Here is an 18,201-nt window from a genome sequence, read left to right as displayed (position 1 = left end):
ACAGCTGGCCGAGCTTCTACGACCCGAAGGACTCGGACGCCGTGGAAGTGCTGGAGGACCGCTCCCACGGCATGGTGCGCACGGAGGTCCGGTGCGCCCGCTGCGGGTCGCACCTCGGGCACGTCTTCGAGGGCGAGGGGTACGCGACGCCGACCGACCAGAGGTACTGCATCAACAGCATCTCGCTGCGGCTGGCGGAGGACGAGGCGTAGTACTCCCTGGCTGCTCGCTCCCGGGCCCCTCACAGCACCTCGCGGTCACAGCGCCTTGCGGTCACAGCACCTTGCGGTGGACGAGGGCCGAGAGGACGAGCGCGCCCGGCAGCAGCGGCACCCCGACCGTCAGGACGCGATAGCTGACGACGGTCGCCGTCGCCAGGCTCATCGACGTGCCGAACGCGGCCAGGGTGAACACCAGCGCGGCGTCCACCGGCCCGATGGCACCCGGTGCGGGCACCGCCGCCACCGCGGTACTGGCGACGAGGTACGCCAGCGCGACCTGCGCCCAGGACAGGGGGAGCCCCAGTGACGCCCCGACCGAGGCGATCACGCTCGCCTGGAGCAGCGGAGTGGCGGCGGCCCCGCCCCAGAGGGCGAGCACACGACTGGGCCGCGTGTGCAGGAGCCGCGCGTCGGTGAGGGCCGTACGCACGAGGGCGAGCGCATGGCGGCGCAACGGGCGTACGGCCGTCAGGAGCAGCGCGGCCGTCGCGAGAACGCCCGCCACGCTCCCGGCGGCCAGGAGCGACGCCGACCCTCCGGGGACGAGGTCACCGATCCGGAGCAACTCCGGAAACGCCACGAGGAAGACGAGCAGCACAGCCGTCTTGGCGATCGGCTTGACCAGCGAGTACAAGGCGAGTGAGGCGGTGGCCCGGGCGAGGGGGATGCCCTGGCCCTGGAGGAAGCGCAGGGTGACGGCATGGGCGCCGATGCCCGCCGGCAGTACCTGGTTCGCGGCACCGGCGGCGAACTGCGACGCGAACAGCAGCACCGGCGGAAGCCTCTCCGGCAGGGCTCCCTGCCGGACGCACGCGGCGGCCACCCAGCCCAGGCAGATGAAGAAGGCGCCTGCCAGCAGCCACCAGGGGTCGGCGGAGGCCAGCCGGGCGGCTCCCTCGCTCACGGAACGCCAGTCGAGCGCCGCCCACGCTCCGATCACCAGGAGCGGCAGCAGGGTCAGCGCCCCGCGGGCGAGACGTACGGCGGAGGGGGAGCGGACGGCGGTGGCGGGGAGGGCACCGCGGAGATCAGCGAGCGGAAGCAGGGACACGGAACACGTCGTCCTTCCGCGTCACGCCCGCGCAGTGCGGGGCGGACGGAAACAGGGCGGGACAGGAGCGGAACAGGGCGGGACAGGAGCGGAGACAGGGCGGGACAGGAGGGGACGGACGAAAACGTTCCCGGCGGGTGTGACGCCGCGGTGTCCGGGAACCGAAGGCGCGTCGGCGGGCGGGCGACACGTCCGGCGCCCGGAACAGGGCTCGCGGTGCCGGGAAAAGTCCGTTGCGGCAGGTGTGTTCGCCGCCCGACAGTGGACCCATGACGACACCCACCCCCCTTCCGCCCGGCCTGACCGTGCGCCCGGCCACGCTCGACGACGCGGAGGCGGTGTGTGCGCTGCTCAACGAGGTCGATCTGGTGGAGATCGGCCGGGCCGACACCGGGCTCGCCGAGGTCCAGGCCGACCTGATCCATCCCGACGTGGATCTGGAGCGCGACTCCTGGCTGATGTTCGAGGGGGAGCGGCTGGTCGCGTACGGGCTGATGTGGGACGACTCCGGCAGTGAGCGGATCGACATGGACCACTACACGCTGCCCGGCCGGACACAGGGCGCCCTGCACCTGTTCGACCTGATGGAGGCCCGCGCCACGGAGCGGGCGGCCGGCAACGGTGCCGAGCGGGCCGTGGTGCACCTCCACCTCAACATCGCCCCCACCATGGACCTGGACGCCCTCCGGGGGCGCCGCTGGCGGACGGTCCGTCGCTACAACGTGATGGAGCGGCCCCTCGATCCGGCCTTCGACCGGGTTCCGTCGCCGCCCGCCGGCGTGACCCTGCGTCCCTGCCTCGCCGAGTCCGACCGCCGGCGTGCCCACGCGCTGCTCCAGGAGTCCATGGTCGACCACTTCGACTTCCAGCCGCGTACGTACGAACAGTGGCTGGACGACATCGACGGCGCGACGGTCGACTGGTCGCTGGTCTGGCTCGCGCACGTCGACGGCCTCGGCGACGCGGGCCTGCTGCGCAGCCACAACCAACGTGCCTCGATGGCGTGGGTCGGCAACCTCGCCGTCCTCAGTCAGGCCCGGGGCAAGGGGCTCGGCAGCCACCTCCTGCGCCACGCCTTCGGGCACTACGCGGCGCTGGGCCGCGACCGGATCGGCCTCGGCGTGGACACCGACAACAGCAGCGGTGCCCTCGCCCTGTACGAACGGCACGGCATGAGCCTCGACTACGCCGTGGACACATGGGAGTTGGTCCGGCCCGTCCCAGCTCAGTCCGTCGTGCCGCGCCAGTCCGTCGTGCCACCTCAGTCCGTCGTGCCGCCCCAGCCCGTCGTGCCGCCTCAGTCCGTCAGGGGGTAGTGGCAGGCCGTGTGGCGGCCCGGGGACGTCTCCGTCAGGCGGGGGCGTTCCACCGCGCACCGCTCCCGGGCGTACGGGCAGCGGGTGTGGAAGGCACAGCCGGCCGGCTTGGCCACCGGGTTCGGCACGTCGCCGGTGAGGACGATGCGTTCACGGCGCTCCGTGCCCGGGCCGTCCGGGTCGTCGTCGATGTCCGGGACCGCCGACATCAGCGCCTCGGTGTAGGGGTGGTCGGGTGCCGCGTACAGCGCTTCCGTCTCCGCGAGTTCCACGATCTCGCCCAGGTACATGACGGCGATCCGGTCCGACACATGGCGGACCACCCCGAGGTCGTGGGCGATGAAGACGTACGTGAGCCCGAACTCGTCCTGGAGGTCGGCGAACAGGTTCAGCACCTGCGCCTGGATCGACACGTCGAGGGCGGAGACGGGTTCGTCGGCGACGATCAGCTTCGGGTCGGTGGCCAGCGCGCGGGCGATGCCGATGCGCTGGCGCTGGCCGCCGGAGAACTCGTGCGGGTAGCGGTCGAGGTGGGCGGAGGCCAGTCCCACGACGTCGAACAGCTCGGCCACCCGGCGTCTGGTCGCGGCGGCGTCCCCGTACCGGTGGACGAGCAGCGGCTCGGCGACGATGTCCCCGGCCCGGCGGCGGGGGTTCAGCGAGGCCTGCGGGTCCTGGAAGACCAGCTGCATGCCGGGGCGGACGGGACGCAGCCGGCGTGCGGACAGCGTGGTGATGTCCCGGCCGTCGAACTCGACCCGGCCGCTCGTGAGCTCGGTGAGCCTGACCAGGCAGCGGCCGAGCGTGGACTTGCCGCAGCCCGACTCGCCGACCACACCGAGGGTTTCGCCCCGCCGTACCTCCAGCGAGACTCCGTCGACGGCCCGCAGGACCCTGCCCGGCCGGTTCCGGCCCCAGTTCCAGGTGAGCGTGTCGGTGCGCACCGGGTAGTACTTGGCGACGTCGGAGGCGCGCAGCAGTACGTCGTCGTCCGGGCGGGCAGCGGGGTCGGCCACCGTTGTGTTCTGCGTGGTCACGGCGCCATCTCCCTGTCTGCCGTATCCGGTGTATCCGGCGTATTCGCTGAACCTGTCGGGTCCGCCGGGTTCGCCGGGGCCGGCCTGCTCGTCCGCGTCGCGACCCGTAGCGACGCCCGGTCGTCCGGCGGCAGCCAGCACGCGTCGCGGTGCGCGGCCTCGCCGGGGTGCCCGGACAGCGCCGGGCGCTCCTCGCAGCGGTCGTGACGGGCCGGGCAGCGCGGAGCGAACGCGCACCCGCTCTCCAGGTCGTCCGGTGCCACGGGCATGCCCGCGATGGTGGGCAGCCGCCGCAGCCGGGGACCGCCGACGCGCGGCACCGAGTCGAGCAGGCCCCAGGTGTACGGGTGGCGCGGGCCGTGGAACACCGAGCGGCGCGGGCCCTCCTCGGCCACCCGGCCGCCGTACATGACCAGCACCCGGTCGGCGATCTCCGAGACCACGCCCATGTCGTGCGTGATGAGGACGACCGCCGAGCCGCGTTCGTTCAACTCCCGCATCAGATCCAGGATCTGGGCCTGGATCGTGACGTCGAGCGCCGTCGTCGGTTCGTCGGCGATCAGCAGGGCCGGGCCGCACGCGAGGGCCATCGCGATGACCGCGCGCTGGCGCATGCCGCCGGAGAACTCGTGCGGGTAGGCCTTCACGCGTGAGGCGGCGTCGGGGATGCCGACGTCCGACAGCAGCCCGACCGCGCGGGCGTGCGCCGTCTTCCGCGACACCCGCTCGTGGGCCCGTATCTGCTCGGCGATCTGCCAGCCCACGGTGTAGACGGGGGTGAGCGCGGTCATCGGGTCCTGGAAGACCATGGCGATCTCCCGGCCCCGGATCGAGCGCATCTCCTTGTCGGGGAGGGTGAGCAGGTCGCGGCCACGGAAGCGGACCTCGCCGGAGACCGTGACGTTCCGGCTGGTCAGCAGGCGCAGCACGGCCAGCATCGACACGCTCTTGCCGGAGCCCGACTCGCCCACGACGCCGAGGATCTCGCCGGGGGCGACCGCGAAGGAGAGACCGTCCACGGCGGTCACCGTGCCGGTGCGGGTACGGAAACGCACCCTCAGATCGGTTACGTCCAGCAGGGGTTCACCAGGCATGGGTTCATCAGGCATGGCGGGCCCTCGGATCCAGTCGCGCGTACAGGACGTCCACCAGCGCGTTGGCCAGCACCACGAAGAACGCCGCGTACAGGACCGTCCCCATGATCACGGGCAGGTCCAGGTTCTGGAGGGCGTCGAAGGTGAGTTTGCCGATGCCGGGCAGGCCGAACACCACCTCGGTGAGCAGGGCGGCGCCGCCCACGAGCGCGCCGAAGTCCAGGCCGAAGAGGGACACGATGGGGATGAGGGAGCAGCGCAGGGCGTGCCGGACCAGGATGCGGCGCTCGGAGAGACCCTTGGCGCGGGCGGTACGGACGTAGTCCTCGTTCAGGGCGGTGATGATCTCGCCGCGCAGCAGCCGGGCGTAGATCCCGGCGTACAGCACCGACAGGGTCAGCCACGGGAACAGCAGGTGCAGCGCCCACTGGCCCACGTCCTGGCTGGGGCCGACGTACCCGGGCGGTGGCACCCAGGAGAACACCGAGCCGTGCAACTGTTTCTGGGTGATCAGGTTGACGACCTCGCCGAGCCAGTAGGCGGGCAGCGAGACGCCGACCACGCCCACCAGCATGATCAGCGGGTCGACGGCCGTGCCGCGCAGGGCCGCCGCGGCCGTCCCCATGACGATGCCGGCCGCCATCCAGATCACGGCCGCGCCCACCACCAGCGACAGCGTCACCGGCGTCGCCTGCACGATCTGCGGGATGACGCGGGAGCCGCGGTTCACGAACGACTCCAGGTCCCGGTCGACCAGCAGGTGCCGCATCATCAGCAGATAGCGGACGGGCATCGGCCGGTCGAGGCCGAAGGAGTGGCGGACCTGGGCCAGGGTGGCCGCGTCGGCGTTGCGTCCCGCGATACGCGCCGCGGGGTCCACGCCGGGCGTGGCGAAGAAGATCAGGAAGACCAGCACACTGATCGCGAACATGACCAACAGGGCCGAGAGGAAGCGCCGGACGGCGAAGTACAGCATCTGTCTCCTCACACCCCTCCGCGCAGGCGGGCACCCGGATCGAGCGCGTCCCGCACGCCGTCGCCCAGGACGTTGAGCGCCGCCGTGGTCACGGCGATCAGCAGGCCCGGGGCGATCGTCACGGCGGGCCGGGTGTAGAGCAGCCCGAGACCGTCCTCGACGATCGTGCCCCAACTGGCGTCGGGCGGCTGCACGCCGACGGACAGGAAGGACAGGGCCGACTCGGTGAGCATGGCCAGCGCGGTCATCAGCGGGACGAAGACGATGGCCGTCGGCAGGACGTTCGGCAGCACCTCGCGTCGCAGGATGCGCGCGGTCGGCGACCCGGAGCCGATGGCCGCCTGGATGAACTCCTTGTTCCGCAGCACCATGACCTGGCCGCGCAACGGACGGGCGATGTACGGCACGTAGATCGCCGCGATGATCACCACGGGCAGCCACAGGCTGCCCGCCTCCACGGTGACCGGGCCCAGGCGAAGCCCGTCCGTCAGCAGCACCACGGACAGGCAGATGGCCAGCAGGTACACGGGGAACGCCCAGATCACGTCCAGGATCCGGGCGACCACCGCGTCCACGACACCGCCCGCGTAGCCGGCGACGATGCCGACGGCGGCGCCGACGACGACGGTGAGCACGGCCGCCGTGACGCCGATGAACAGGCTGGTGCGGCCGCCGTACAGCAGACGGGCCATCACGTCGCGGCCCTGGTTGTCGGCGCCGAGGAAATAGTGGCCCGGGTCCCAGGTGGGGCCGATGGGCGTGACGCCGAGACCGAGGCCGGTGCTGCTCGGGGTCAGCACGGGCACCGTCTTCCCGTCCACGACCGTGGTGCCGGAGACGTGGGAGCGGAACGGGTCGGTGTGGGCGATGTGCCCGGCGTACAGCGGTGCGCACAGGCACACCACCACGACGACGAGCAGGACGAGGGCCGAGGCCGTCGCCGACCTGTTGCGTGCCAGGTCGGCGACGGCCGTCCGCCAGGGGCCCGGCGAGCGCCGGGCCTCCGCGGTGGGCGATATGGTCACGGTGGCGGTCACTTGACCCACAACTGCCCGACGAGCATGTAGAACTGCTTGCTGAACCGGTAGTCGCCGACCCGCTTCGACGTGAAGTCGATGATCTTCGGGTTGATCAGCGGGACGACCGGGGACTGCTTCATGATGTCCTGGTCGATCGTGCCCCACTGCTGGTCGGCGCTCTTCTGGTCGGTCTGCGCGGTCGTCATCGCGGTCTTCATCCGCGCGTCGACGCCCTTGTCGCAGAATCCGGAGATGTTGATGCTGGAGTCGCTGCCGGGGTGGAACGAGGCGCAGGACAGCAGCACGTTGAGGAAGTCCGAGGCCGCCGGGTAGTCCTGGTACCAGGACGTCAGGGCCAACTGGACCTTGTTCTTGGTGTTCTGGATGTATGTGAACTGGATGTTGGCCGACAGCGGCTTGAGGGTCGCCTTGTAGCCGATCTGGTTCAGCAGGCTCTGCAGGTACTGGCCTATCGATTTGTTGACGTCGTCGTCCTGGACGACGATGCCGACCTCCTGCCCGGCCGTACCGGACTTCTTCACCAGTTCCTTGGCCTTGGCCAGGTCCGCGGCCGACCAGGTCTTCCCGCCGCCCTTGGTGTACTGGCAGGAGTCGACGTGTCCGGGGAAGCCGGGCGGCAGGATCGTGCACGCGGGGGAGGCGAGGTTCTTGCCGCCGTACAGCCGCACCACGGCCTCCCGGTCGACGGCCCAGTTGATGGCCTGCCGCGCCAACTTGTTGTTGAACGGCGCCATGTTGACGTTCAGCGTCGCGTACCAGAACGCGGTCAGCGGGTTCACGTGCGCCTGCGAGGCGTACTTGGTGCCGATCTCGTTCAGGCGGTCGGCGGGCGGCGGGTCGTACATCCAGTCCGCGGTGCCGTTCTGGACGGCGGTCACCTCGGACTCCACGGTCTGCCCGAAGGAGTACTCGATCACGTCCGGGTAGCCCTGTGGTTCGGCCTGGCGCGACCACTCCTTGAAGTGCGGGTTGCGGACCAGCTTCAGCTGCCGGTTCGGGTCGTAGGAGGCCGCCATGTACGGGCCGGTGGTCGGCAGCGGCTTGGTGCCCGCGTCCTTCGTGGGGGAGTCCTTCGGCAGGATGCTGGCGTGCGGGACGGCCAGCTTGTACGGGAACTCCGAGTCCGGCGCGGTGAGGTTGATGGTGACCGTACCGGCCGACGCGTCGCCGACGACGCCCTTGTCGAGCGTGCACGTGGCGGGCTTCTTGAGGCAGGCGTCCGCTCCGACGATGCCGTTGTAGAAGGTGCCCGCGGTGGGGCTGGAGACCTTGAAGATGCGCTGGAAGGACGCCACCACGTCGTCGGTGGTCACGCTCTTGCCGTCGGAGAACTTGACGCCCTTGCGCAGCGTGAAGGTGTACGTCTTCCCGCCGTTGGTCACCTTGGGCATGGCCGCCGCCAGGTCCGGGACGACGGTGAACGACTCCTGGCCGCCCACCTTCTTGAACGACAGCAGACCGTCGTACATCGACTGGTACAGCTGCCAGTACTGCAGCGTGTAGTTCACCTGCGGGTCGAAGCTGCCGGCGGCCGCGTGGGCGACGAGTTTCAGGGTGCCGCCCTTGTGCTGCGGCTGGAAGGCCGACGACGCCGAGCCGGAGGAGGACGTCGGGTTCGAGGAGGCGCCGTCGCCGGAGGACGAGCAGGCGGCCGAGGTGAGGGCGAGAGCGACGACGCCCGCGGCGAGGGCGGTGCGTCTGGCCGGGGTACGTCTGGTGGTACGGGACATCCGAACTCCCGTTAGTCGGTGGAGTCGAGGAACGCGCCGACGACCTGGAGGTACAGCTCCTCCTCCTCGATGTGCGGCATATGGCTGGAGTGCTCGAAGAGGTGCCAGCGCACGTCCGGGATGCGGTCGGCGAAGGGCCGGACGGTCTCCGGGGTCGCCTCGTCGTACTTTCCGGACACGAGCAGGGTGGGTACGTCGATCAGGTGCAACCGGTCGATGACCGACCAGTCCTTGAGGGTGCCGACGACGTGGAACTCGTTCGGCCCGTTCATCGTGTGGTACACGGTCGGGTCGGCCGCGATGTTGTCCCAAGTGGCCTGTACTTCGGGCGGGTTGGGGACCACGCGGCAGACGTGGCGCTCGTTGAAGACCCCCTCGGCCGCCTTGTATTCGGGGTGGCCGGTGGTGCCGGCCTCCTCATGGGCGAGCAGGGTCCGCTGGACCTCGCGCGGGAGCGCGCCCCTCAGTTCGCCCGCTGCGGCGAGCCACAGCTCCATGGACGCGGGGGAGTTGGCGATGACCAGGCCGCGCAGCCCGGCCGGGCGCCGCACGGCGTGCTCGGCGGCGAGCATGCCGCCCCAGGACTGGCCGAGGACGTGATAGGCGTCGGCGATGCCCAGCGCCTTCAGCAGGGTGTCGAGTTCGTCGAGGAAGAGCTGGACCGTCCAGAAGTCGGCGCCCTCGCCCGGCAGATGGCTGGAGCGTCCGGTGCCCAGTTGGTCGTAGTGCACCACCTGGCGGCCCTGCCGGGCGATGCCGGCGATGCGCAGCGTGTAGTCGTGACCGGCGCCGGGTCCGCCGTGCAGGACCACCAGGGGTGTCCTGCCCGGCTCGCCCGTGATCCGGTACCAGGTGGACCAGCCGTTGAAGTCGACGGTTCCGGTGTGGTTCGGTTCGGGGATCGCCACGGGAGTTCCTCCCGGACCGGCGGGAGTATCGAGAATCAGCCGGTCCGTGTCCGAAAGAGGTGGGTGTGACGGGATGGCTGCCATACTCAATGGGTAAATGCTCAGTCCACAAGACCTTTTAGCGGTGCCGGGGCAAGACGTAACTGCGTGTTTACGTGTGCGGTGTCCGTTTACAAGAGCGCGGGAGGACAGCTGACGGAGGACGAGTTCTCGCGCATGCTCGACCGCGCCCTGTCCGGTGGTGCTCCCTCGCCGGAGCTGCGGCCGGTCCGCGTGGCCTCGGCGGTCGACGAGGTCTGCGACCGGTTGCTCACCGCGATCGCCGTCGGGGACTTCCTGCCGGGCGAGCGGCTGCCGGTCGAGCGCGAGCTGACCGGGCTGCTGGGGGTGAGCCGCCCCACCGTGCGCGAGGCCGTGGGCCGCCTCCAGGCCGTGGGCGTCATCGAGATCCGCCGCGGCCGCAACGGCGGGGCCTTCGTCCGCGAGAGCTGGAGCGAGTCCACCGCCGCCGCGGTGCGCCGCACGCTGCTGCCCCGCTGGGAGGAGTTCGAGCAGGTCTTCGACCTGCGCGGGCTGGTCGAGGGCATGGTGGCCGCGACCGCCGCCCGCCGCCGACGGCCCGAGGACCTCTCGCCGATGCGTGACGCCCTCGACGCCTACCTCTCGGCGGACAGTCCCCGCGAGGAACGGATCGCCGACAGCGCGTTCCACCGGAGCATCTGCCGGGCCACCCACAACCCGCAGATCACCATGCTCAGCCAGGACCTGCTCACCCGGATCAGCCTCGGCTTCCCCGCGGAACCCTGGGGCCGGGGCGAGAGGTCCCACTTCCTCCGCGCCGGCGAGGACCACAAGGCCCTGTACGAGGCCATCGCGGCGGGCGAGCCCGAGTGCGCGGAGAAGATCGCCCGGGACCACTTCACGATCAGCGCCGACCTGATCCGGGACGTCCTGGCCCGCGTACACGGTACGGAACCGTCCTGACGGGCCGCACCGAGGGCTCTGTTACGGTGATGAGCATGTCGAGCCCCGAGTCGGACAGGCGCCGGCCACCGGTCGTTCCGGTGGCTTCTTCCCACGTGCGCTGAGCAGTTGAGACCTCGCCGTCTCTGAGGGCGGTCTCTGACGATCCATCACGGGCTGTCATTTTCCCGCTTCTTCCGCTGCTCGCGCGTCGCCACCGGGCTGCCGTTCTCCAGGTCTTCCTGTCCTTTCGACGCGGTGCGTGGAGTACTCATGCCCATCCCTCTCTACCTGCTCGGTCTGGCCGTCTTCGCCCAGGGGACGTCCGAGTTCATGCTCTCCGGTCTGGTGCCGGACATCGCCGGTGATCTGCACGTGTCCATCCCGGCCGCCGGCGCGCTGACGTCGGCGTTCGCCGTGGGAATGATCGTGGGGGCGCCGCTGATGGCGATCCTCGGTCTGCGCTGGCCCAGGAGGCGGGCGCTACTGGTCTTCCTGGCCGCCTTCGTGCTCGTGCACGTCATCGGCGCGCTCACCACCAGTTTCGCCGTCCTCCTGGCCACACGGGTGCTCGGAGCCCTGGCCAACGCCGGGTTCCTGGCGGTCGGTCTCACCACGGCGACCGGCATGGTCGCGCCCCACCTCAAGGGACGGGCCACGTCCGTACTGCTCGGTGGGATCACCATGGCGTGCGTCGTGGGCGTTCCGGGCGGTGCTCTGCTCGGTCAGCTCTGGGGCTGGCGCGCGGCGTTCTGGGCGGTGGCCCTCGCCTGTGTACCGGCCGCCCTCGCGATCGCGTGGTCGGTGCCGGACACCTCGCCGAGCGACCCGGCCCCGGCACACGCGCCCAGTGCCCGCCGTGAACTGCGGGCGCTGCGCGGGCCCCGGCTGCTGGTGACGCTGGGCCTGGGCACGCTGGTGAACGCGGCGACCTTCTGCACGTTCACGTACCTCGCGCCGCTCGCCACCACGGTGGCCGGTGTGGGGGAGCCGTGGGTGCCGGCCGTGCTGGCGCTGTTCGGCATCGGATCGTTCGCCGGGGTCACCGTCGCCGGACGGCTGTCCGACGCCCGTCCCTCGCTGGTCCTCGTCCCGGGCGGACTCGCCCTGCTCGCCGGATGGTTGTTGCTCTCGGCGACAGCGGGCAACCCGGCCGTGGCGGTGGTCCTCGTCCTGATCCAGGGGATGCTCTCGTTCGGGGTCGGCTCGACGCTGATCACGCGGGCGCTGTACGCGGCGACCGAAGCGCCCTCGCTGGGCGGCTCGTTCGCGACCGCCGCCTTCAACGTGGGCGCCGCCCTCGGCCCGGCCCTGGGCGGCCTCACCATCGGCGCGGGCCTCGGTTACCGCTCTCCGCTGTGGACCAGTGCCCTGCTCGTGGCACTGGCGTTCGCCGTGGCGGGACTGGCCCGGGTGGTACGGGGCACGAAGGTGCTGAGCTGAAGGTGCTGAACTGAAGGTGCGCAGGGTGCGTGCCGACCCGACGAAGGGGGCGGGCCCGCCGGCGTGATGTCCGGCGGGCCCGCCCCTGGCAGGGTGGACGTGGCTGTCAGCTCACGTCGGAGGCGTCCAGGCGGTACAGGCCGCTGTAGTCGCTCACCGCCGTGCCGTTCTTCTTGACCCAGGTGGCGATCCCGGAGTTCGAGCTTCCCCGGCCGCTGTCGCTGATCACGATGTAGTGCAGCTTGCCGGACTTCACCAGGCTCTTGAGCTTGGCCAGGGTCATCGCGTTGTCGCTGCCGGACCAGCCGCCCATGGAGATCACGGGCTCACCGGACTCCAGGATGACCGAGGACGCCGTCTGGTCGGTGGCCACCGCTACCAGCCAGGTGGCGCCGTCCTGGTTCTTCTTCAGGTAACTGATCATCTCGGACGACACCTGGGTGTCGCCGCCCATGCCGCCACCGCCGGTCGCCCTGTCGCTCTCGCTCTCGGTGGAGGACGAGGAGCCGCTGCCGGAGGCGCTGCCGGACGGAGCGTTACCCGACGGAGGCTGTCCCATGGACCGACTGCTCGATCCGCTCGACGCGTTCCCGCTCGACGCGTTCCCGCCCGGTCGCTGACCGCCGCCCGTGCCGCCACCGCCACCCATGCCGCCGCCGGTGTTCGGCCCGGCCGTCGGGTTGGTGCCGTTGGTGCTCGCGGTCGTCGCCGCCGACACCGAGTACGCGGCGGGACCGGCCAGCAGGGCGACGACCGCCGCCAGCGACGCGATCCCGATCAGCCGCTGCCGCTTGGTGAACCGGCCCAGCAGCAGCCCGAGCACGGACGCCGCGCCCGCCACACCGACCACGATTTCGGCGACCGTGTACAGCGTCCCGGAGCCCGACACCCGCTGGAGCAGGACGACCGCCCACACGGAGCTCACCGCGACGGCACCCGGCAGCACCCATCCCCACTTCGCCACCGACCCCTCCACGAACGCCCGGTACAGCATCACGGCACCGATCCCCGCCAGCGCCGCGACGCCCGGAGCCATGGCCGTGACGTAGTACGGGTGGAAGGTGCCCTCCGCCAGGGCGAACGTCAGGTAGTGCAGGACGAACCAGCCGCCCCACAGCAGCAGGGCCGCCCGCCTGGCATCCGTACGAGGCGCCCGCCCTCGCAGCACCAGCCCGCCCACGAGGGCGACGACCGCGAACGGGATCAGCCAGGAGATCTGGCCGCCCATGATCTCGTTGAACATCCGGTAGAGCCCCGAATCGCCGCCGAAGCTCGCCCCGTTGCCCTGCGAGCCCACCGACGAACCGGCGCCGAAGATACGGCCGAAGCCGTTGTAGCCGATGACCAGGTCCCAGACCGTGTTGTCGGTCGAACCGCCGATGTAGGGGCGGGAGGAGGCGGGGATCAGGTCGACGACCACCATCCACCAGGCACTGGAGACCACTAGGGCCACCGTGCCGACGGCCAGGTTGCGGATCCGCCTGCCGAGCGGGGCGTTCGCGGCCCAGAGGTAGACCAGGAAGAAGGCGGGCAGGACGACGTAGGCCTGCATCATCTTCGTGTTGAACGCGAAGCCGATCGCGACCCCGGACCACACCAGGGGCATCAGCCGTCCGGTCCGCACGCCCTTCATCAGCGCGGCCGCGCCGAGCAGCATCAGGAAGACCAGGACCGGGTCCGGGTTGGTGTCGCGGTTGATGGCGACGGTGATCGGGGTGAGCGTCAGCGCCAGCGCCGCGATCGTGGCCGCCACCGGCCCGAAGTCCCGCTTGACCATGCGATACAGCAGGGCCACCGAACCCGTCCCCACCGCCACCATCGGCAGCGTCAACTGCCAGGTGCCGTACCCGAGGACGCGGGCCGACAGGCCCATCACCCACAGCGCGAACGGCGGCTTGTCGACGGTGATGAAGCTGCCCGAGTCCAGGGCGCCGAAGAAGAACGCCTTCCAGCTCCTGGTGCCGCTGTAGACGGCCGCGTCGTAGAAGGTGTTGCCGGTGATGGAGGAGAGGTTCCAGGCGTACAGGGCCGTGGCGAGGACCAGGATCGCCCACAGCGCGGGGCGGGCCCAGCGCGGGTCCTCGGGGGCGCCGGTGAACAGTCGCCGGGCGCGGGCGGCGAAGCCCCCGTCGGCGGCCGGGGCCGGACGGTGCGCCGAGTGCCGGGCACCCTGCTTGCGGGGCGGTGGGGCGAGGGTCGTCATGACGCGTACTCCAGGTGCTCCAGGGAAGAGGCGTGCGCCCCGAGGGACAGGACAGCGGGGGACTTGCGGGCGGCCGGTACCTGTGGCGTGCTCGTCCGCCGGGGTACGCCGGTGACGCGGGCGTGACCCGTCACGGTGGAGCGCGGCATCCGGCCCGTGCCCAGGCCGGTGGACGGATCGACGTCCGTGTTCCGGACGCCTCCCGCGTTCGTTTCGTTCATGGCAGCGACCATCAGGGCCCTGTCTGGGGCGATCGTGAGGCCGTACTGAGGGGAGGATGAGAATCAGCGAACTCACAGGTCGCCCACAGCGTCGGCCGCCGCCGCGCCCCAGGTCACCCGCGCGCATCCCGCCACACGCCCGCCTCAGGCGCGTCACACTCGCCGTCTAGACTCGTCCCCGCAAACGGCTGTTCGACAGAAGGCCGCGGCAGTCGCCCTCCTCAATTCCGAAGGATGTCCGGCGTTTTGATACGGATCGATTCAGTCACCAAGCGGTACCCGGACGGCACGGTGGCGGTCGACAGACTGTCGCTGGAGATACCCGACCGGTCGATCACCGTCCTCGTCGGGCCCTCGGGCTGCGGGAAGACGACGACGCTGCGGATGATCAACAGAATGGTCGAGCCCAGCGAGGGCACGATCCTCGTCGACGGCGTCGACATCCAGAAGCAGCCGGTCAACACGCTGCGCCGGTCCATGGGGTACGTCATCCAGAACGCCGGCCTCTTCCAGCACCGCACCATCGCCGACAACATCGCGACCGTGCCCCGCCTGCTGGGCTGGAGCAAGCAGAAGGCGAGGGCGCGGGCCGAGGAGCTGATGGAGCGGGTCGGGCTCGACGCCTCGCTCGCCAAGCGGTACCCGTACCAGCTGTCGGGCGGTCAGCAGCAGCGCGTCGGGGTGGCCCGGGCCCTGGCCGCCGATCCGCCGGTGCTGCTGATGGACGAGCCGTTCTCGGCCGTCGACCCCGTCGTCCGGAAAGGGCTGCAGGAGGAACTCCTGCGGATCCAGGGCGAGCTGGGCAAGACCATCATCTTCGTCACCCATGACATCGACGAGGCGATCCGGCTGGGCACCAAGGTCGCGGTGATGCGCACCGGCGGGCATCTCGCCCAGTTCGCCGAGCCGGCAGAGCTGCTCAGCGACCCGGCCGACGCGTTCGTCGAGGACTTCCTCGGCGAGGGCCGCGGCATCCGGCGGCTGTCGTTCTTCCCCTCAGAGGGCCTGGACCTGCTCACCGGCCCGGTCGTCGCCGTCGACGCCACCGCCGAGCAGATCGCCGCCGCGGACGCCTCCGGGGCGCCGTACCTCCTCGTCACCGACGGCGACGGCAAGCCGCTCGGCTGGAGCGAGCCGGGCCGACTGCCGGGCGCGGCACGGGAGGAACTCCTGGCGTACGGGCGGCCGTTCGTCGCCGGTCAGGACTCCCTGCGCGTGGCGCTGGACTGTGCCGTGCTGTCGCCGACCGGCTGGGCCGTCGCCGTGGACGGCACCGGGAAGGTCGTCGGCGTGGTCTCCCAGGAGACGATCGGCGAGGCCATCCGCGGCGCCCATGCCGCGAGCCGGACGGCGGACGACACCGGCCGGAAGACGGACGGTCCACAACGGAAGACGGACGGTACGGACCGGAAGGCGGATGTCGCCGGATGAGCGGGTTCTTCGACATCCCGAGCGACCTCCAGCACAGCTACTTCGGGCTGATCGGGCTGCACCTGAGGGAGGCGCTGCTGCCGGTGCTGGCCGGACTCGTCCTCGCCCTGCCGATCGCCCAGCTGTGCGTACGGCTGCGCTGGCTGTACCCGCCCGTGCTGTGGGTGACGACCGTGATCTACGCGATCCCGTCGCTGGCCTTCTTCGTCGTCCTCATCGACTACACGGGCCAGACCGAGCTCACCGTGATGATCCCGCTGACCCTCTACAGCCTGGTGGTGCTGGTCCCCGCCATCGTGGACGCGGTCCGCTCGGTGCCGCAGGAGACCCTCGCGGCGGCCACCGCCATGGGCTTCGGGCCTCTGCGCCGGTACGTCCAGGTGCAGTTGCCGATCGCGGTGCCCGCCATCATCGCCGGACTGCGCGTGGCGACCGTGTCCAGCATCTCCCTCGTCAGCGTCGGCACCCTCATCGGCAACCAGGGCGCCCTCGGCAACCTGCTCGCGGACGCCATGTTCTACCACCGGCCCGAGCTCGCGGTGAACTCGGTCGTCACCACCGCCGTCCTGGCCATCCTGGTGGACGCCCTGCTGGTGCTCCTGCGCAACCTGCTGACGCCGTGGATGCCGCGCCGCACGCACACGAAACCGAAGGCCGAGCAGCCCGACCCGGCCGCCCTCGCCCTGGAGGACACGGCCCGGTGAACGTCCTGCACTTCGTCAACGCCTTCTTCAGCGACAGCGCCCACTGGCACGGCTACGACGGCATCCCCACCCGTGTGTGGGAGCACATCCAGTACTCGCTGCTCGCCCTCGTCATCGCCGCCGCGATCGGGCTCCCCGTCGGGCTGATCACCGGGCACACCGGCCGGGGCGGCAACACGCTCGCGTTCATCGCGACCGCCGCCCGCGCCCTGCCCAGCTTCGGTCTGCTGGTGCTGCTGTTCGTGCTGATCGGGCTCGGCATGCTGCCCGTGATGGTCCCGCTCGTCGTGCTCGCCGTGCCACCCATCCTCGTGACCACGTACGAGGCCGTGCGCTCGGTCGACCCCTCACCGGTCGACGCCGCCCGGGGCATGGGCATGCCGGAGAGCAGGGTGCTGTTCCAGGTCGAACTGCCCGAGGCGCTGCCGCTGATCCTGGGGGGCCTGCGTTCGGCCGCGATCCAGATCGTCTCGACGGCGACCATCGCCGCGTACGTCAGCTTCGGCGGGCTCGGCCGGTACATCGTGGACGGGCTCTACCAGCGCAACTACGAGAAGGTGGTCGGCGGCGCGACGCTGACGGCCCTGATGGCGCTGGCGACACTCGCGCTGTTCTGGGCGGTGTCGCGGATCGCTGTGTCGCCGGGGGTGCGCAGGAGCGGCTGACGGGCGCGACAGAGCACGCCCGACAGGGCACGCCTGGCAGCGCGTTACCGACAGCGCACTCCCGGCGGGGGAGCGAGGGGCCTGGCCCGCCGTCACGCCTCGGTGCGGGCCAGTGCCAGTTCCAGGACGACGAGCAGCGCGTCGCGCACCGAACCGCGCTCGCGGGCGTCGAACACGGTGACCGGGACCTCCTCGGCGACGTCGAGCGCCCAGCGGACCTCGTCCAGGGCGTGCTCCACCTTGCCGTCGAAGGCGTTGACCGCCACCGCGAACGGGATCTCCTTGTCCTCGAAGTAGTCCACGGCCGCGTAGCAGTCGTCCAGGCGCCGCGTGTCGACGATGACCAGCGCGCCGACCGCGCCCTCGACGAGGTCGTCCCACATGAAGCCGAACCGGTCCTGTCCCGGCGTACCGAACAGGTACAGCTTCAGCGTCGGGTCGATGGTGATGCAGCCGAAGTCCATGGCGACCGTGGTCGTCGTCTTGCGCGGGGTGTGGGTCAGGTCGTCCACGCCCGCCGCGACCTCGGTGATGGCCGCCTCGGTGGTCAGCGGCTCGATCTCCGAGATCGAGCCGACGGTGGTGGTCTTGCCCACGCCGAAGCCGCCCGCCACCACGAGCTTGACCGGCAGCGGTGGTCGTACGGCCGTCGTCCCCACGGTGGTGCCGCCGGCGGCCGGTTCAGTCGGAGTCACGGAGTACCCCTCGGGAGTCGGGGATGGCGCGGAGACCATCGATGATCTTTCGCAGGACGGATGCGTCGCGGGCGGCGCCGGGGTTGGGCACGTGCACCGACAGGTGACCCTCGGCGCGCAGGTCCTGGGCCAGGACGCGGACGACGTTGAGGTGCAGCCGGAGCCTGGCCGCGATCTCCGCGACCGACTGCGGCCGCCGGCAGGCGGCCACGATGGCGTGCCGCTCCAGAGTGAGCCGGTCGAGCGCCTCGATGCCCGCGGTGGTGGCGACGACCTGGGCCTCGACGGGGATCGCGGCAGCGGAGGCGTGCCCAGCCACCCGGCCCTGGGTGAGCAGGAACGGCCGCACGGCGGAGGCCGCGCCGACGGGGGCGCCGTCCGGGCCGGTGAAGCCCTCCGGACCGGCCTCCGGACCCGTCTCAGGACCGGTCTCAGGACTGGTCTCCGGGTCGGCGAAGCCGTCCGCTTCGGCCGGGGCTTGGCCGTCCGCCATGGATGCGTCC

Annotated in this window: 17 protein-coding genes and 1 pseudogene; 7 read left to right on the top strand and 11 right to left on the bottom strand. The window is 71.1% G+C overall.

Annotation, left to right across the window (positions count from 1 at the left end; translation table 11 throughout):
- Nucleotides 1–5: 5 nt before the first annotated feature.
- Nucleotides 6–212 (top strand): annotated as a pseudogene (locus AB0959_RS31115) (peptide-methionine (R)-S-oxide reductase); the annotation flags it as partial.
- A 61-nt stretch (nt 213–273) separates the two neighbouring features.
- Here AB0959_RS31115 and AB0959_RS31110 read toward each other — a convergent pair.
- On the bottom strand, nt 274–1,272 hold the full coding sequence (locus AB0959_RS31110) for a lysylphosphatidylglycerol synthase transmembrane domain-containing protein (protein ID WP_366829988.1): 999 nt from the start codon (nt 1,270–1,272) through the stop codon (nt 274–276).
- 269 nt (nt 1,273–1,541) lie between these two features.
- Between AB0959_RS31110 and AB0959_RS31105 the strand changes: the two genes are divergently transcribed.
- Nucleotides 1,542–2,588, top strand: a complete 1,047-nt coding sequence (locus AB0959_RS31105; RefSeq protein WP_366829987.1) for a GNAT family N-acetyltransferase — start codon at nt 1,542–1,544, stop codon at nt 2,586–2,588.
- Here the strand turns inward: AB0959_RS31105 and AB0959_RS31100 are convergent.
- From AB0959_RS31100 to AB0959_RS31075, 6 genes are read right to left on the bottom strand one after another with little or no spacing between them, the layout of a single operon-like run.
- Nucleotides 2,570–3,625, bottom strand: a complete 1,056-nt coding sequence (locus AB0959_RS31100) for an oligopeptide/dipeptide ABC transporter ATP-binding protein (RefSeq protein ID WP_366829986.1) — start codon at nt 3,623–3,625, stop codon at nt 2,570–2,572. The two genes, AB0959_RS31105 and AB0959_RS31100, sit on opposite strands and share 19 nt — an antisense overlap.
- On the bottom strand, nt 3,622–4,719 hold the full coding sequence (locus tag AB0959_RS31095; RefSeq protein WP_366829985.1) for an ABC transporter ATP-binding protein: 1,098 nt from the start codon (nt 4,717–4,719) through the stop codon (nt 3,622–3,624). Before AB0959_RS31095 ends, AB0959_RS31100 begins: the two co-directional genes overlap by 4 nt.
- 7 nt (nt 4,720–4,726) lie before the next feature.
- Nucleotides 4,727–5,695: an ABC transporter permease gene (locus AB0959_RS31090; RefSeq protein ID WP_366829984.1), complete on the bottom strand. Its 969-nt coding sequence runs from the start codon at nt 5,693–5,695 to the stop codon at nt 4,727–4,729.
- A gap of 8 nt (nt 5,696–5,703) precedes the next feature.
- A complete protein-coding gene (locus AB0959_RS31085; protein WP_366829983.1) occupies nt 5,704–6,720 on the bottom strand; it encodes an ABC transporter permease in 1,017 nt (338 codons plus the stop codon).
- A gap of 8 nt (nt 6,721–6,728) precedes the next feature.
- A complete protein-coding gene (locus AB0959_RS31080) occupies nt 6,729–8,465 on the bottom strand; it encodes an ABC transporter substrate-binding protein (RefSeq protein ID WP_366829982.1) in 1,737 nt (578 codons plus the stop codon).
- 11 nt (nt 8,466–8,476) lie between these two features.
- Nucleotides 8,477–9,373 (bottom strand): proline iminopeptidase-family hydrolase, encoded by an 897-nt coding sequence (locus AB0959_RS31075; protein WP_366829981.1) that lies wholly within the window; start codon nt 9,371–9,373, stop codon nt 8,477–8,479.
- Nucleotides 9,374–9,535: 162 nt separating this feature from the next.
- Here AB0959_RS31075 and AB0959_RS31070 point away from each other — a divergent pair, with 162 nt between their 5' ends.
- Together AB0959_RS31070 and AB0959_RS31065 are read left to right on the top strand one after the other, a co-directional pair.
- On the top strand, nt 9,536–10,357 hold the full coding sequence (locus AB0959_RS31070; RefSeq protein WP_366829980.1) for an FCD domain-containing protein: 822 nt from the start codon (nt 9,536–9,538) through the stop codon (nt 10,355–10,357).
- A gap of 252 nt (nt 10,358–10,609) precedes the next feature.
- Nucleotides 10,610–11,779: a Cmx/CmrA family chloramphenicol efflux MFS transporter gene (locus AB0959_RS31065; protein WP_366829979.1), complete on the top strand. Its 1,170-nt coding sequence runs from the start codon at nt 10,610–10,612 to the stop codon at nt 11,777–11,779.
- Between the two features lie 106 nt (nt 11,780–11,885).
- Here AB0959_RS31065 and AB0959_RS31060 read toward each other — a convergent pair whose 3' ends face one another.
- A complete protein-coding gene (locus tag AB0959_RS31060; RefSeq protein ID WP_366829978.1) occupies nt 11,886–13,982 on the bottom strand; it encodes a glycosyltransferase family 39 protein in 2,097 nt (698 codons plus the stop codon).
- Nucleotides 13,979–14,203, bottom strand: coding sequence for a hypothetical protein (locus tag AB0959_RS31055; RefSeq protein ID WP_366829976.1), 225 nt, complete (start codon nt 14,201–14,203; stop codon nt 13,979–13,981). Before AB0959_RS31055 ends, AB0959_RS31060 begins: the two co-directional genes overlap by 4 nt.
- A gap of 246 nt (nt 14,204–14,449) precedes the next feature.
- Here AB0959_RS31055 and AB0959_RS31050 point away from each other — a divergent pair, with 246 nt between their 5' ends.
- From AB0959_RS31050 to AB0959_RS31040, 3 genes are read left to right on the top strand one after another with little or no spacing between them, the layout of a single operon-like run.
- Nucleotides 14,450–15,634 carry an ABC transporter ATP-binding protein gene (locus AB0959_RS31050; protein ID WP_366830048.1) on the top strand — a complete coding sequence of 395 codons (1,185 nt, stop codon included), beginning with the start codon at nt 14,450–14,452 and terminating at the stop codon, nt 15,632–15,634.
- Nucleotides 15,631–16,338, top strand: a complete 708-nt coding sequence (locus AB0959_RS31045) for an ABC transporter permease subunit (RefSeq protein WP_366829975.1) — start codon at nt 15,631–15,633, stop codon at nt 16,336–16,338. Before AB0959_RS31050 ends, AB0959_RS31045 begins: the two co-directional genes overlap by 4 nt.
- On the top strand, nt 16,335–17,003 hold the full coding sequence (locus AB0959_RS31040) for an ABC transporter permease (RefSeq protein WP_366829974.1): 669 nt from the start codon (nt 16,335–16,337) through the stop codon (nt 17,001–17,003). The genes AB0959_RS31045 and AB0959_RS31040 overlap by 4 nt, the downstream gene beginning before the upstream one ends.
- A gap of 92 nt (nt 17,004–17,095) precedes the next feature.
- Here AB0959_RS31040 and AB0959_RS31035 read toward each other — a convergent pair whose 3' ends face one another.
- Entirely contained in the window at nt 17,096–17,698 is a 603-nt protein-coding gene (locus AB0959_RS31035; RefSeq protein WP_366829973.1) for an ATP/GTP-binding protein, read from the bottom strand.
- Nucleotides 17,685–18,191 (bottom strand): DUF742 domain-containing protein, encoded by a 507-nt coding sequence (locus tag AB0959_RS31030; protein WP_366829972.1) that lies wholly within the window; start codon nt 18,189–18,191, stop codon nt 17,685–17,687. Before AB0959_RS31030 ends, AB0959_RS31035 begins: the two co-directional genes overlap by 14 nt.
- Between the last annotated feature and the right edge of the window lie 10 nt (nt 18,192–18,201).

Origin of the sequence: Streptomyces sp. NPDC046862 (assembly GCF_040704615.1) — a bacterium.
Classification (GTDB): Bacteria; Actinomycetota; Actinomycetes; order Streptomycetales; family Streptomycetaceae; genus Streptomyces.
This window is presented reverse-complemented; position numbering and strand designations above follow the sequence as displayed.